This is a genomic window from Planococcus sp. RAB007_Raresut (assembly GCF_057369535.1).
In genome coordinates, this window is the sequence record NZ_JBXYIF010000001.1 from 305,356 (window position 1) to 319,200 (window position 13,845).

The 13,845-nt window shown below is 44.4% G+C and carries 13 protein-coding genes; all 13 read right to left on the reverse strand.

Going from position 1 to position 13,845, the window contains the following annotated elements; translation table 11 throughout:
• Positions 1 to 21: 21 nt before the first annotated feature.
• Positions 22 to 1,167: a 1-deoxy-D-xylulose-5-phosphate reductoisomerase gene (locus tag AC2Q9J_RS01485; protein ID WP_499036706.1), complete on the reverse strand. Its 1,146-nt coding sequence runs from the start codon at positions 1,165 to 1,167 to the stop codon at positions 22 to 24.
• A gap of 14 nt (positions 1,168 to 1,181) precedes the next feature.
• Complete coding sequence (locus AC2Q9J_RS01490; RefSeq protein WP_499036708.1) at positions 1,182 to 1,973, reverse strand: phosphatidate cytidylyltransferase; 792 nt, start codon at positions 1,971 to 1,973, stop codon at positions 1,182 to 1,184.
• On the reverse strand, positions 1,970 to 2,761 hold the full coding sequence (gene uppS, locus AC2Q9J_RS01495) for an undecaprenyl pyrophosphate synthase (protein WP_499036710.1): 792 nt from the start codon (positions 2,759 to 2,761) through the stop codon (positions 1,970 to 1,972). The genes AC2Q9J_RS01490 and uppS overlap by 4 nt, the downstream gene beginning before the upstream one ends.
• Positions 2,762 to 2,911: 150 nt before the next feature.
• A complete protein-coding gene (frr, locus tag AC2Q9J_RS01500; protein WP_499036712.1) occupies positions 2,912 to 3,469 on the reverse strand; it encodes a ribosome recycling factor in 558 nt (185 codons plus the stop codon).
• Complete coding sequence (pyrH, locus tag AC2Q9J_RS01505) at positions 3,469 to 4,194, reverse strand: UMP kinase (protein WP_121632412.1); 726 nt, start codon at positions 4,192 to 4,194, stop codon at positions 3,469 to 3,471. Before pyrH ends, frr begins: the two co-directional genes overlap by 1 nt.
• An 80-nt stretch (positions 4,195 to 4,274) precedes the next feature.
• On the reverse strand, positions 4,275 to 5,159 hold the full coding sequence (gene tsf, locus AC2Q9J_RS01510) for a translation elongation factor Ts (protein WP_499036715.1): 885 nt from the start codon (positions 5,157 to 5,159) through the stop codon (positions 4,275 to 4,277).
• Between the two features lie 88 nt (positions 5,160 to 5,247).
• Complete coding sequence (gene rpsB / locus AC2Q9J_RS01515) at positions 5,248 to 5,964, reverse strand: 30S ribosomal protein S2 (RefSeq protein ID WP_084245286.1); 717 nt, start codon at positions 5,962 to 5,964, stop codon at positions 5,248 to 5,250.
• Between the two features lie 585 nt (positions 5,965 to 6,549).
• On the reverse strand, positions 6,550 to 7,329 hold the full coding sequence (gene codY / locus AC2Q9J_RS01520; RefSeq protein ID WP_084245284.1) for a GTP-sensing pleiotropic transcriptional regulator CodY: 780 nt from the start codon (positions 7,327 to 7,329) through the stop codon (positions 6,550 to 6,552).
• A gap of 85 nt (positions 7,330 to 7,414) precedes the next feature.
• Positions 7,415 to 8,812, reverse strand: a complete 1,398-nt coding sequence (gene hslU / locus AC2Q9J_RS01525; RefSeq protein ID WP_499036717.1) for an ATP-dependent protease ATPase subunit HslU — start codon at positions 8,810 to 8,812, stop codon at positions 7,415 to 7,417.
• Positions 8,809 to 9,357 (reverse strand): ATP-dependent protease subunit HslV, encoded by a 549-nt coding sequence (hslV, locus tag AC2Q9J_RS01530; protein WP_121632422.1) that lies wholly within the window; start codon positions 9,355 to 9,357, stop codon positions 8,809 to 8,811. The genes hslU and hslV overlap by 4 nt, the downstream gene beginning before the upstream one ends.
• A 14-nt stretch (positions 9,358 to 9,371) precedes the next feature.
• Positions 9,372 to 10,265, reverse strand: coding sequence for a tyrosine recombinase XerC (gene xerC, locus AC2Q9J_RS01535; protein ID WP_499036720.1), 894 nt, complete (start codon positions 10,263 to 10,265; stop codon positions 9,372 to 9,374).
• Positions 10,266 to 10,377: 112 nt separating this feature from the next.
• Complete coding sequence (trmFO, locus tag AC2Q9J_RS01540) at positions 10,378 to 11,688, reverse strand: FADH(2)-oxidizing methylenetetrahydrofolate--tRNA-(uracil(54)-C(5))-methyltransferase TrmFO (protein WP_499036722.1); 1,311 nt, start codon at positions 11,686 to 11,688, stop codon at positions 10,378 to 10,380.
• Positions 11,689 to 11,707: 19 nt separating this feature from the next.
• Positions 11,708 to 13,777 (reverse strand): type I DNA topoisomerase, encoded by a 2,070-nt coding sequence (gene topA, locus AC2Q9J_RS01545; RefSeq protein ID WP_499036724.1) that lies wholly within the window; start codon positions 13,775 to 13,777, stop codon positions 11,708 to 11,710.
• Positions 13,778 to 13,845 lie beyond the last annotated feature (68 nt).

The window sequence follows — 13,845 nt, forward strand, 5'->3', positions numbered from 1 at the left end:
CTTTTCGGTTTTAATCTTTAGTTATTTTAGCATGTTCCGGACTGATTTTCTTGTTTCAGAATCGACGTGCAGAATCGACTCCAAATCCGGAGAAGAGATCGGATCGTGCGCATTCATTGCACGTTCAATCATTTCCTCGATCTGCAAAAATTTAATTTCTTCATTTAAAAACATGGCTACGGCTTGTTCGTTGGCCGCGTTTAATACAGTGGTCATGGTTCCGCCGATACGCCCGGCATCAAACGCCAATTGTAAAGCACGGAAACGTTCATAATCCATCTGCTGAAAATGCAGTTTGCCGATTTCAGCCAAATTCAGCCGCTTGGCGTTCGGACGTTCCAGCCGTTCCGGGTAAGTCAGCGCGTATTGGATTGGTACCCGCATATCCGGGGTGCCGAGTTGCGCCATTACACTAGTGTCCCGGAATTCGACCATCGAATGGATGATGCTTTCCCGGTGCAGCAGCACTTCAATATCATCGTATTCAAAATTGAAAAGCACATTTGCTTCTATTACTTCCAGCCCTTTATTCACCATCGTCGCCGAGTCGATCGTAATTTTTGCTCCCATCGACCAATTAGGATGGTTCAGCGCTTCTTTAACAGTGACATTTTTCAGTTCTTCTCTTGTAGAATCCCTGAAACTTCCGCCGGACGCTGTGAGAATCAGTTTTGTCGCCTGTTCAATCTTCTCACCGTTCAGCGATTGGAATAAAGCCGAATGTTCACTGTCTACGGGAAGAATAGCCGCGCCGTATCGCTTGGCACTTTCCATCACCAGGTGGCCTGCTGTAACCAGCGTTTCTTTATTGGCAATGGCAATTGTGCGGCCAAGTTTAATCGCTTCAAGCGTCGGCTCAAGTCCCACACTGCCGATAACTGCATTGACCAGTACGTCAGCATCATAAACTGCTGTATCGATTAATCCGGTATTTCCTGATACAAATTCAGTCGCGGAAAATTCACCGCGAAGAACAATCGCATCCTGTTCATTTTGAACACATACGATTTCGGGGTGGAATTCCTTGATGAATTTTTTAGCCAATTCCATATTGCGGCCGGCTGAAAATCCGACCAGCTTAAATTCTTCAGGATGCTCACGGATAATATCTGTTGTTTGGACGCCGATTGAACCGGTCGCTCCAAGTAATATAATCTTTTTAACCATTCAGGATGTCCTCCTTAGATGAAATGTAAAAAATGCAGCAATGGCATGACGAAAAGAATGCTGTCAAAGCGGTCTAGAATACCGCCATGACCGGGCAGGACTTTTCCTGAATCTTTAACGTTGAAATGACGTTTCAAAGCGGACTCGACTAAATCACCCATCTGCCCGAAAACCGATGCGACGATTGTAACGAGGACGATAATATATATTGGTTTGTTCAAGTCTACAAAATAATTGAAAACCAATGCGGCAACGACAGCATAAATGATGCCCCCTACAAAACCTTCAATGGTTTTATTGGGAGAAATCTCGGGCCATAGCTTCCGTTTACCGAATTTCCGGCCAGTAAAATAAGCGCCGGAATCTGTGAACCAGACAACTAATAATGCATAAATTAGTACAGCGAGGCCTTCTTCTCTGGTTTCAATTAGATACAGGAAGCCCATCCCTACATATAGAGTGCCAAGGATTGCAAAAGCCGCATCATCGAACGTAAAGCTGTTTTTAACAATTACAGTATGTATTAATAGCAAAATGACCGCGATAAAAGCGAATTCAACTTTTGTGTATCCGGTCCACCCTGAAACCTGGAGTGTCCAGTCACCCGGCATCATAAATGCATATAACGCCAAAAGGGAAATAAGGCCGGGAACACTCCAAAGTGTGCGGCCTTTCATCTTCAATAATTCCTGGAAACCAATGGTTCCCAGGATTAACACTAAAATAGTAAAAGGAGTACCGCCCCAAATTACAAATGGGATGAATAATGCCATGGCGATTGCTCCGGTTATGAGACGCTGTTTCACTGTGCTTCTTCCCCTTTCAATCCTCCAAATCGGCGATTTCTCTTTTGATAATTTTCAACCGCATCGATCAGAGAATCTTCGTTGAAATCCGGCCACAATGTATCAGTGAACCAAAATTCGGTATAGGCAAGCTGCCAAAGCATAAAGTTGCTCAAGCGTACTTCCCCGCTCGTTCTAATCAATAAATCAGGTTCCGGCAATGACTTCGTCATTAATCCAGAACTGATATGTTCTTCTGTAATGTCTGCAGGATCCAGGGTTCCTGCCGCTACCTGAGCAGCAAGCTCTTTTACCGAGTCCACTATTTCGGAACGGCTTCCGTAATTCAATGCGAAATTTAAAATAAGACCGGTATTATCCTTTGTAGCTTCTTTTGCTTTCGAAATTGCTTTCAATGTATGTGCAGGCAGATTTGTATGGTCGCCCATCATTTCCACTTTTACGTTTTCAGCGACTAATTCCGGCAGAAACGTTGAAAGAAATTCTTCCGGGAGCCTCATCAGAAAATCCACTTCCATTTTTGGACGTTTCCAATTTTCCGTGGAAAATGCATATAATGTCAATACGTCAACACCGAGATTATTGGCCAGACGGGTAATTTTCCGCACAGTTTTCATTCCTTCGTGATGCCCTGCAACACGTGGAAGTGAACGCTTCTTCGCCCAACGGCCGTTGCCATCCATAATAATGGCGATATGTGAAGGGATAATCCCATCTCGGACCAGCGACAGGCGATCCAAATCACCAATCACAGTTTCCGTATTTCGTTTTAATAATTTATTTATCATAATTAATCCTCCACCTATTACAAATCGGCATGTCTATTGCTTATCATATCAAAAAAAACGCTATCGTGCTTTATCTTTCTCGATCACATTTTTTTTGGCATGAAAAAGCGCCCTGCTATACAGGACGCGTTAAAGCTTATGAAGTTCGATTTATACTTCCATAATCTCTTTTTCTTTATCTTTCGCCATATCGTCGATCTTCGCGATATTTGAATCAGTCAATTTCTGGACATCATCGGAATAGCTGCGCAAGTCATCTTCTGTGATCTCGCTCTTCTTCTGAAGCTTTTTAAAATCATCATTAGCATCACGGCGGATATTACGAACGTTGACTTTAGCAACTTCCGCTTCTTTTTTGACATCTTTCACGAGCTCTTTGCGGCGCTCTTCAGTCAAAGCAGGTACAGCCAGTCTGATTACCGAACCATCATTCGAGGGGTTCAAGCCGATATCCGATTTAAGAATCGCTTTCTCGATATCACCCAGCACAGACTTATCGTATGGCTGGATCATAATCATGCGAGCTTCCGGAACCGATACACCAGCTACCTGGTTAATCGGCGTTGGTGCTCCGTAATAATCGACTGTAACTCTGTCTAGGATAGACGGAGTTGCGCGGCCCGCACGGATTGAAGAAAGTTCACGTGAATAAGCTTGAATGGCATTCGTCATTTTTTCTTTGGTTTCATTCATCACAGATTTCGGCATTATATGTCTCTCCTCACAACTGTTCCGATTTTTTCACCTTGAACAGCCCGTTTTATATTACCATTTTCCATAATTGAGAATACTACGAGTGGGATATCATTGTCCATACATAGTGTGGAAGCAGTAGAATCCATTACTTGCAGGCCTTGTTGAATCACTTCCAAATATGATAATTCTTCATATTTAACAGCTGTTGCATCAGTTTTCGGATCGGCTGAATAAACGCCATCCACATTGTTTTTCGCCATCAGGATGACATCCGCCTCAATTTCAGCAGCCCGTAGTGCAGCTGTTGTATCAGTAGAGAAATACGGATTACCGGTTCCTGCTGCGAAAATGACAACCCGCTTTTTCTCTAGATGGCGAATTGCCCGTCTGCGAATATACGGCTCAGCGACCTGGCGCATTTCTATAGAAGAAAGAACACGCGTTTCAACGTCCTGCTTTTCAAGGGAATCCTGCAAAGCCAGTGAATTCATCACGGTTGCAAGCATGCCCATATAATCGGCAGTCGCTCGGTCCATGCCCATTTCAGAACCGACTTTTCCTCTCCAGATATTGCCTCCGCCTACTACTACGGCAACTTCAACGCCAAGTTCTACGACGTCTTTTACTTGAGCAGCTACAGATTTAATGATTTCAGGAGATAATCCGAAACCTTGTCCACCTGCCATCGCTTCTCCACTAAGTTTTAATACAATGCGTTTATACTGCTGAACACTCATCGGTACCCTCCATTTTAACTATTTATTGAAAAATAGGGAACACCTTTCAGTGTTCCCTAAGGTAATGCTATGAAAATGATTTATTTTTTGTTTACTTGGCTCATAACTTCATCAGCAAAGTTGTCTTCGCGTTTTTCGATTCCTTCTCCAACTTCGTAGCGGATAAATTCTTTTACACTGCCGCCAGTTGAAGCTGCGAAATCGCGAACTTTTTGATCTGAGTTTTTAACGAAAGCCTGGTCAAGCAAGCAAACGTCTTCGAAATATTTACCAAGACGGCCTTCAACCATTTTTTCAACGATTTTTTCTGGTTTGCCTTCGTTCAATGCTTGTTCAGTCAATACTTTACGCTCTTTTTCCACTTCTTCTGCAGAAACTTCTTCACGTGATACATATTGAGGGTTCAATGCTGCGATGTGCATAGCGATGTCGCGTGCTGCATCTGAATCAGTCGTGTTTTCAAGCAATACCAATACTGAAATGCGGCCACCCATGTGCAGGTAAGGACCGAAAGCGTCAGCATCTGTTTTAGTGCGGATTTCAAAGCGGCGCAAAGTGATTTTTTCACCGATCTTAGCGATAGCGTTTGAAATGTGGTCCGCTACTGTCAAACCGTTAGACATTGTAGAAGAATTTGCTTCTTCGACTGTAGCTGGTTTAGTAGCCAAAAGGTGTTCGCCCAATTCTTTAACAAGTGTTTGGAAACCGTCGTTTTTAGCAACAAAATCAGTTTCAGCGTTTACTTCGTAGATAACTGCTTCGTTTCCTTCAACCATGATTGAAGTAGTACCCTCAGCAGCGATACGATCCGCTTTTTTAGAAGCGCTTGAAAGGCCTTTTTCGCGAAGGAAATCCAATGCCGCTTCCATATCACCGTTTGTTTCTACAAGTGCTTTTTTGCAGTCCATCATACCTGCACCAGTTTTTTCACGCAATTCTTTTACCATTTGAGCTGTAACTGCCATGATTAAATTCCTCCTTAGGATATACGTTTTCTCAAAAAAAGGTGATAAGAGGGTTTGTGGCCGCTTATCACCTGTGCTTCATTGTGAATTACTCTGCAGCTTCAGCTGGAGTTTCTTCTTCTTCTTCCGGTTTAGACTCTAGCAAAGCATCAGCCATTTTACCAGTCAAAAGTTTTACTGCGCGGATTGCATCATCGTTTGCAGGAATTACATAATCGATTTCATCTGGATCACAGTTAGTATCAACGATACCTACGATCGGGATGTTCAATTTCATAGCTTCTGCTACTGCAATGCGTTCTTTGCGCGGGTCAACTACGAACATTACGTCCGGAAGACCGTTCATATCACGGATACCGCCAAGGAATTTAACAAGACGATCGTGTTCTTTATTCAATTGAACAACTTCTTTCTTCGGAAGAACTTCAAAAGTTCCATCTTCAGACATGCGCTCGATTTGTTTCATACGATTCACACGTTTTTGGATTGTACCGAAGTTAGTAAGTGTTCCACCCAACCAACGCTGGTTGATGTAGTAGTTGCCAGAACGTTCTGCTTCTTCTTTGATAGCGTCCTGAGCTTGTTTTTTCGTACCAACGAAAAGTACCTTGCCGCCATCTTCGCCCACTTGTTTCATGAAGCTATAAGCCTCTTCCAATTTGCGGACTGTTTTTTGTAGATCGATGATGTAGATACCGTTACGCTCAACGAAAATATATTTTTTCATTTTCGGGTTCCAACGGCGAGTCTGGTGGCCAAAGTGTACACCAGCTTCAAGCAATTGTTTCATAGAAATTACTGACATGTGTGTTTCCTCCTGATAGGTTATTTTTTCCCTCCGCATTCTTCTTCTTTGAACCGTTACCCAGTAAGGGCACCAGCGGAACAAATCCGAATGCGTGTGTATTTAACACCATTTGAAATTATACCACGGGACTGATCCATTCCGCAACAGGTTTCTCCTGAAAATAAAAAATGACACCAATAACCGATATTCCGCAAAACAGCTTCGCTTTCCTGGTGGCTTGCGCTGAGCTAACTCGGTCTCGTTCCACTTCGTCCGAGTGGATCTCAGCACTTCGCTTACTCACCTGGGAGTTTTCGCTGTTTTGCTACATATCTAAGAGAGCTTTCAATAAATCGGTATTTATTATTAATGAGAAAGTCAAGATTTTATTTCTACACAAAATTAAAATGAAGCGGCAGGCGGTGACTCCTGCGGGAATAGGGGCTAGGCCTGAGACCCCACAGTGAGCGCAGCGAGTGAGGAGGCTCAGACCGCTCCCCGAGGAAAGCGTCCCCCTAGAGCGCAATGATTAAAGAAGCAGACAGTTTATTGAGAATAAAAAAAGACACCGGATATAAAATACCCGGTGTCTCCTGATTTATCTTAGTTCATTTTCAATTGCTCAAGCTCAGCAAGGAATTTCGTGTTAAGAACTTTGATGTAAGTCCCTTTCATCCCAAGTGAACGTGATTCGATAACGCCGGCACTTTCAAGTTTACGAAGTGCGTTGACGATTACTGAACGAGTGATTCCTACACGGTCAGCGATTTTTGAAGCGACAAGCAAACCTTCGTTGCCGTCAAGCTCTTCAAAAATGTGTTCAATTGCTTCAAGCTCACTGTATGAAAGTGAAGAAATCGCCATTTGAACAACAGCTTTGCTGCGTGCTTCTTCTTCGATGCGGTCGCCTTTTTCGCGCAGGATTTCCATCCCGACAACTGTTGCGCCGTATTCACCAAGGATCAAATCATCATCCTGGAATTCAGCGTTAACGCGTCCAAGCAAAAGTGTACCAAGACGTTCGCCGCCACCGATGATCGGCACGATTGTAGTCAAGCCGTTTTTGAACAATTCGCGTTCTTCCACAGGGAAGATTGTGTGTTCGCTGTTTACATCCAAGTTAGCAGATGTTTCGTTGATGTTCGAAAGGTTTTGCGTGTATTCGATCGGGAACTGGCGCTCTTCAAGCATGCCTTTCATCCGTTCGTTTTCGATCTGCTGGTTGATGGCATAGCCAAGTACTTTACCTTTGCGGCTGACAACGAATGCGTTACATTCGATAACTTCGCTCAAAGTTTCTGCCATGTCCTTAAAGTTTACCGGCTTGCCGGCTGCTGCTTGCAGCATAGAGTTAATACGTCGTGTTTTTCCTAATAAATTCATTATAATGAACCTCCTACATAATTCGTACCGTATTTATTCAATATTCTAAAGCTTTTTACTCTTTAAGGGAACTGATTTGACTTATTTATAGAATAAATTGTGACAAATCTTTGTTTTTTGCCACATTCTCAAGTTTATCGTTCACATATTGAGGTGTAATATCAATTTGCGCAGGGCTAATTTCAGAAGCTTCAAAAGACAGGTCTTCGAGCAGCCGCTCTAAAATGGTATGCAATCGGCGGGCTCCGATGTTATCGGTATCCTGATTCACTTCATACGCAATTTCCGCTAGTCTGACGATTGAGGCATCATTGAAGTTTACCACAACTCCCTCTGTTTCGAGAAGCGCTTTATATTGATTCAGCAAAGAATGTTTCGGTTCCGTCAATATTTTGACGAAATCACCAACTTCCAGCTTCTGCAATTCCACACGGATTGGGAAACGGCCCTGCAGTTCCGGAATCAGATCAGAAGGCTTGGACATATGAAATGCCCCCGCTGCAACGAACAGCATATAGTCTGTTTTCACGGCTCCGTATTTTGTTGATACGGTCGAGCCTTCAACAATCGGCAGTATATCCCGTTGCACACCTTCGCGCGATACATCTGCTGAAGATGAGTTGTTTTTACTGGCGATCTTATCCATCTCATCAATGAAAATGATACCGTGCTGTTCTGCACGGTCAATCGCTTCGCTTGCCACTTCTTCATCATCAACCAGTTTCGCTGCTTCTTCTGCAGCTAAAATGCGTCTTGCCTCTTTCACTTGCAGGCGGCGTTTTTTCTTTTTCTTCGGCATCAGAGAAGACAAAGCATCCTGCATATTCGCGCCCATCTGCTCCATTCCGGAACCTTGAAGAGCATCGAACATCGATGGCGTGTTTTCGAGCACTTCGACATTCAGCCATTCGTCCTCCAATTTCCCCGCTTTCAAATCTGCAGCGATTTCCCGTCTTTTCACGCGAACTTCCACTTCGGCAGTCGGCTCTTCTTCTTCCTGATCGAATTTTTGGCCGAACATCATCTCAAGCGGATTTTGGGTTGCCTGCTTTTTCTTCATCGAAGGAACGAGCAATTTGACGATTCGCTCATTGGCCGCTGCTTCCGCTTTGCCTTTAACCGCTTCGAATTTCTCGTCTTTGACGATTCTTACCGCAGCCTCAATCAAATCACGGACCATTGACTCCACATCGCGGCCCACATAGCCAACTTCGGTGAATTTAGTCGCTTCCACTTTAATGAACGGCGCACCTGTCAGTTTAGCGATGCGTCTAGCGATCTCTGTCTTTCCGACACCAGTTGGCCCGATCATCAGGATATTTTTCGGAATCACTTCGTCGCGCAGCTCTTCGTCCAGCCGGCTTCTTCTATAACGGTTGCGAAGTGCAATCGCAATTGACCGCTTGGCATCTTTCTGCCCAACAATGTAGCGGTCAAGATGTTCTGTAATTTGTCTGGGTGTTAGATCCGTTTGCGTTCTCATTTAGACAGCTCCTCCACTACGATTTGATGATTTGTATAAACACAAATATCCGCTGCGGTTTCAAGTGCCGATTGCGCAATTTCTTTGGCTGACATATTGTCACCAGCGTACTTTTTCAAAGCCCGGCCCGCTGCCAAAGCATAATTGCCGCCGGAACCGATTGCCAATATCCCGTCGTCTGGTTCTATAACTTCACCTGTTCCCGATACCAACAGCAACTCTTCTTTATTCATGACAATCAGCATCGCTTCCAGCTGGCGCAGCATTTTATCTCCCCGCCATTGTTTCGCGAGTTCCACTGCAGCCCGCTGAAGATTTCCGTTATATTCGGTCAGTTTGCCTTCAAACATTTCAAAAAGAGTAAAGGCATCAGCTACTGATCCGGCAAATCCTGTCAATACTTGGCCATTATACAAAGTCCGAACCTTTCTTGCAGTATGCTTCATGACAACAGCGTTGCCGAATGTCACTTGTCCATCACCGGACATTGCGCATTCGCCGTTGTGGCGCACAGCGAATATCGTGGTGGCATGAAATTGTTCCATTATAATTCCCCTCTCTATGCTCGCGGATGTGAATTCAAATATGTTTTTCGTAAATGCTCTTTTGTTACGTGCGTATAAACCTGAGTTGATGACAGATGGGAGTGGCCGAGCAATTCCTGAACCGTCCGAAGATCCGCTCCATTATTCAAAAGATGGGTGGCGAAGCTATGCCGGATCATATGGGGATAGATATTGGAATTGGCTGAGGCCTTTTTCATGCATTCAGTCAAGATATGCCGAATTCCCCGGGCTGTCACAAGGTCTCCCCGATTATTTACAAATAAACCATCGTGGTCCGTGTTTTTCATAAGCTTAGGACGAACTACATCGATATAATGTTCCAGCGCATCATGCGCGAACTGTCCGTAAGGTATGTAGCGCTCTTTTCTTCCTTTCCCCATCACCTTGACGATTTGCATACTGCGGTCAAGGTCTTTCATCCGTATGGAGACGCATTCACTGACACGCATGCCAGTCGCGTACAGGAGTTCCAATAAAGCCGTGTTGCGGATAGACAATTTATCATCGCCTTTGACTGATTCAAATAATACCGCCAGCTCTTCTTCATAAAAAAACTGGGGCAGCCGTTCTTCTTTTTTAGGATGATAAAGAGAACGGAATGCTTCTTCACTCAACCCATATTCACGGTTGCCATATTTAAAAAAGGATCGGATAGCAGAAATTTTGCGGGATACTGTCGGCCTCGACAATTTTTCTTCATATAGCTTCGTGACATAATTGCGGGCGTGAAGATACTCCACTTGTTCCAGATCATCTACGCCTTCGCTTTCCAAAAACAGAAAAAAACCGGCCAAATCGTATTCGTAATGATGGACGGTGTGTTCAGAATAATTTTTTTCCAGTTGAATATAACTTATAAAAGACCGGACCATTTCCTTCTTATCCATATGAGAGTCCGTCCTTTCCATCTAATAGAATCCTATGCTGACATTTTCACGGTCGCTCAGCACAATAATAAAAAGCCTCTAAATTATATCAAAATTTAGAGGCCTTTATCAATTAAACTGTTACTGTATTCATATAATTTCGAATTGATTCAAGCGCACGGTTAGCATGTTTTTCTGCGCGCTCCTGTTTCGAGCGGATGCGTTCACCCAGGTCCGGGAACAAACCGAAGTTGATGTTCATCGGCTGGAAGTTCTCACCGTCAGCTTCAGTGATGTAACGCGCCATGCTGCCAAGTGCTGTATCAGCAGGGAATATGACCAGCTCTTCGCCAAGAGCCAATTTCGCTGCATTGACGCCTGCCAGCAAGCCGCTTCCCGCTGATTCAACATAACCTTCTACACCAGTCATCTGGCCGGCAAAGAAGATATTCGGGTTGGCTTTCAACTGGTAAGTAGGTTTCAATACGCGCGGAGAGTTGATGAATGTGTTGCGGTGCATAACACCGTAACGGACAATTTCAACATTTTCCAAACCGGGAATGAGTTTCAAAACTTCTTTTTGAGGTCCCCATTTCAAGTGTGTCTGGAATCCGACAATATTATAAAGTGTACCCGCTGCATCATCCTGGCGAAGCTGAACAACCGCATACGGACGCTCGCCTGTTTTCGGATTTTCAAGGCCGACCGGTTTCATCGGGCCGAATGTCAACGTTTTTTCGCCTCTGGCAGCCATCACTTCGACTGGCATACAGCCTTCAAAATAAATCTCTTTTTCAAATTCTTTTAAAGGAACTACTTCCGCTTCGACCAACGCTGTGTGGAATCGTTTGAATTCCTCTTCAGTCATCGGGCAGTTCAGATATGCGGCTTCGCCTTTATCGTAACGCGATTTCAAATAGACTTTATCCATATCAATGCTGTCTTTTTCAACAATCGGTGCGGCAGCATCATAGAAATAAAGATAATCTTCACCAGTCAATTTACGGATCTTTTCAGCCAGCGCCGGTGATGTCAAAGGACCCGTCGCAATGATAGTGATGCCTTCCGGAATTTCCGTAACTTCTTCATTGATTACTTCAACCAGCGGGTGGTTGCGGACTTTGTCAGTCACCGCTCCCGCAAATTCATGGCGGTCTACCGCGAGCGCTCCCCCAGCAGGCACAGACGCTTTATCAGCAGACTCGATGATGACTGAATCCATCATCCGCATTTCTTCTTTAATAACGCCGACAGCATTAGTCAGCGAGTTTGCGCGCAATGAGTTGCTGCATACCAGTTCAGCGAATTTATCTGTATGGTGGGCTGGAGTTTGCTTGACCGGCCGCATTTCATATAAACGGACACTAACCCCTCTTTTAGCTATTTGCCAAGCAGCTTCACTGCCGGCGAGTCCTGCTCCGATTACATTGATGGTTTTTGTCATAGTTGAACACCTCGATTAATTATTGTACTTCTTCTTGATAGTCACAATTTACACAATTGATCTGTACGCCTTTTTTCACTTTCTTCTCAACAAGAAGATTGCTGCATTTCGGACACGGACGTTCAATCGGCTTATCCCACGATACGAATTCACACTCAGGATAACGTTCACAACCGTAGAAGATGCGTTTTTTCTTACTCTTGCGCTCGACGATTTCGCCTTCTTTACATGTCGGACATTTTACCCCCGTATGTTTGACGATCGCTTTCGTATTACGGCATTCTGGGAAATTGCTGCAAGCCATGAATTTTCCGTAACGGCCAAGTTTAAAGACCATCGGCGACCCGCAATGTTCACAATCTTCGCCTGCTGGTTCATCTTTGATCTGGACTTTCTCCATTTCATTTTCAGCGACTTCGACATCTTTCTCGAAGTCTTTGAAGAACTCGGCTATGATGCTCTTCCATTCCACATCACCATCCTCGACACTATCCAGATCGTGCTCCATTTTGGCGGTGAACTCGATATTCAGAATATCCGGGAAGAATTCGAGAACAAGACTGTGGACAATTTCTCCAAGTTCAGTCGGAATAAACCGTTTGGCGTCAAGAGTTACATAGCCGCGCTTTTGAATCGTGTCCAGTGTTGGCGCATAGGTTGACGGGCGGCCTATCCCCAATTCTTCAAGAGTTCTTACGAGACGCGCTTCAGTATAACGTGGAGGCGGCTGCGTAAAATGCTGTTTGGGTTCGATGGCGACAGCTTTGACTTTGTCGCCTTCTTCCATTTCCGGAAGAATATTGTCTTTGTCTTCCGTCTTGTCATCCGTACCTTCAACATAGACTTTCATGAATCCGGGGAATTTCACCTGAGACCCATTTGCGCGGAATACAGCTTCACCGTTCTGCAATTCCGCCATCACTGTGTCAAGGACTGCAGGACTCATCTGGCTTGCTACAAAACGATCCCAGATCAATTTATACAGACGGTATAAATCGCGAGATAAAATACTTTTCAACGATTCAGGCGTTCGCATCACACTCGTTGGACGAACCGCTTCGTGCGCGTCCTGGGATTTTGTGGACTGCTTTGCGGCAGCCGTTTTCGTTACAAACTCTGAACCGTATTTCTCTTCAATAAATTTGATGGTATCTTGCTTAGCCGTATTCGAAATGCGTGTTGAATCCGTACGCATATACGTAATCAAACCCGTAATCCCTTCTTTGCCGACAGCTATTCCTTCATAAAGCTGCTGTGCAAGCATCATGGTTTTCTTGGCGCGGAAGTTTAATTTCCGGGCTGCTTCCTGTTGCAGAGAGGATGTTGTGAAAGATGGGGATGGATTTCTCTTTCTCTCTTTTTTGACGACGCGGTTGACTGTGAAATTCTTGCCTTTCATCGTCGCCATGACCGCTTTGACATCGTCTTCGTTTTCCAATTTCATTTTTTCGGTTGCACTCCCATAAAACTGGGCTTCGAATTTCTTTTTCGCTTTTTCGAATTCACCGGTTATAGACCAATATTCTTCCGGTTCAAATTCTTTTATTTCGTTTTCGCGGTCGATGACCAGACGCAGCGCCACTGATTGCACACGGCCGGCTGATAATCCTTTTTTCACTTTTTTCCACAATAATGGGCTAATGCTGTAACCCACTAAACGGTCAAGAACCCGTCTTGCCTGCTGTGCATCGACAAGATCCATATCGATTTTGCGCGGTTGTTTGAAAGATTCTTTTATAGCATCTTTTGTAATTTCGTTGAATACAACACGGCAATCCGAGTCAAGATCTACGCCGAGTGCGTTGGCCAAATGCCATGCAATCGCTTCCCCTTCTCTGTCGGGGTCAGCCGCGAGAAAGACTTTCTTCGCTTTTTTTGCTTCCTTCTTCAAATCCTGAAGGATTGGGCCTTTTCCCCGTATCGTTATATAACGGGGTTCAAAATTATTTTCGACGTCTACTGCCATTTGGCTGCGGGGCAGATCGCGCAAATGTCCTAATGACGCACGGACTTTATACTTCTTTCCCAAATAACGCTCGATTGTTTTCGCCTTTGCTGGCGATTCCACAATCACTAAAAAATCCGACATAAAATTCCTCCTCATAGAGGTTTCTTAAACTTTTACAAAATGTATAAATAAGAAATACCTGTGCAAAA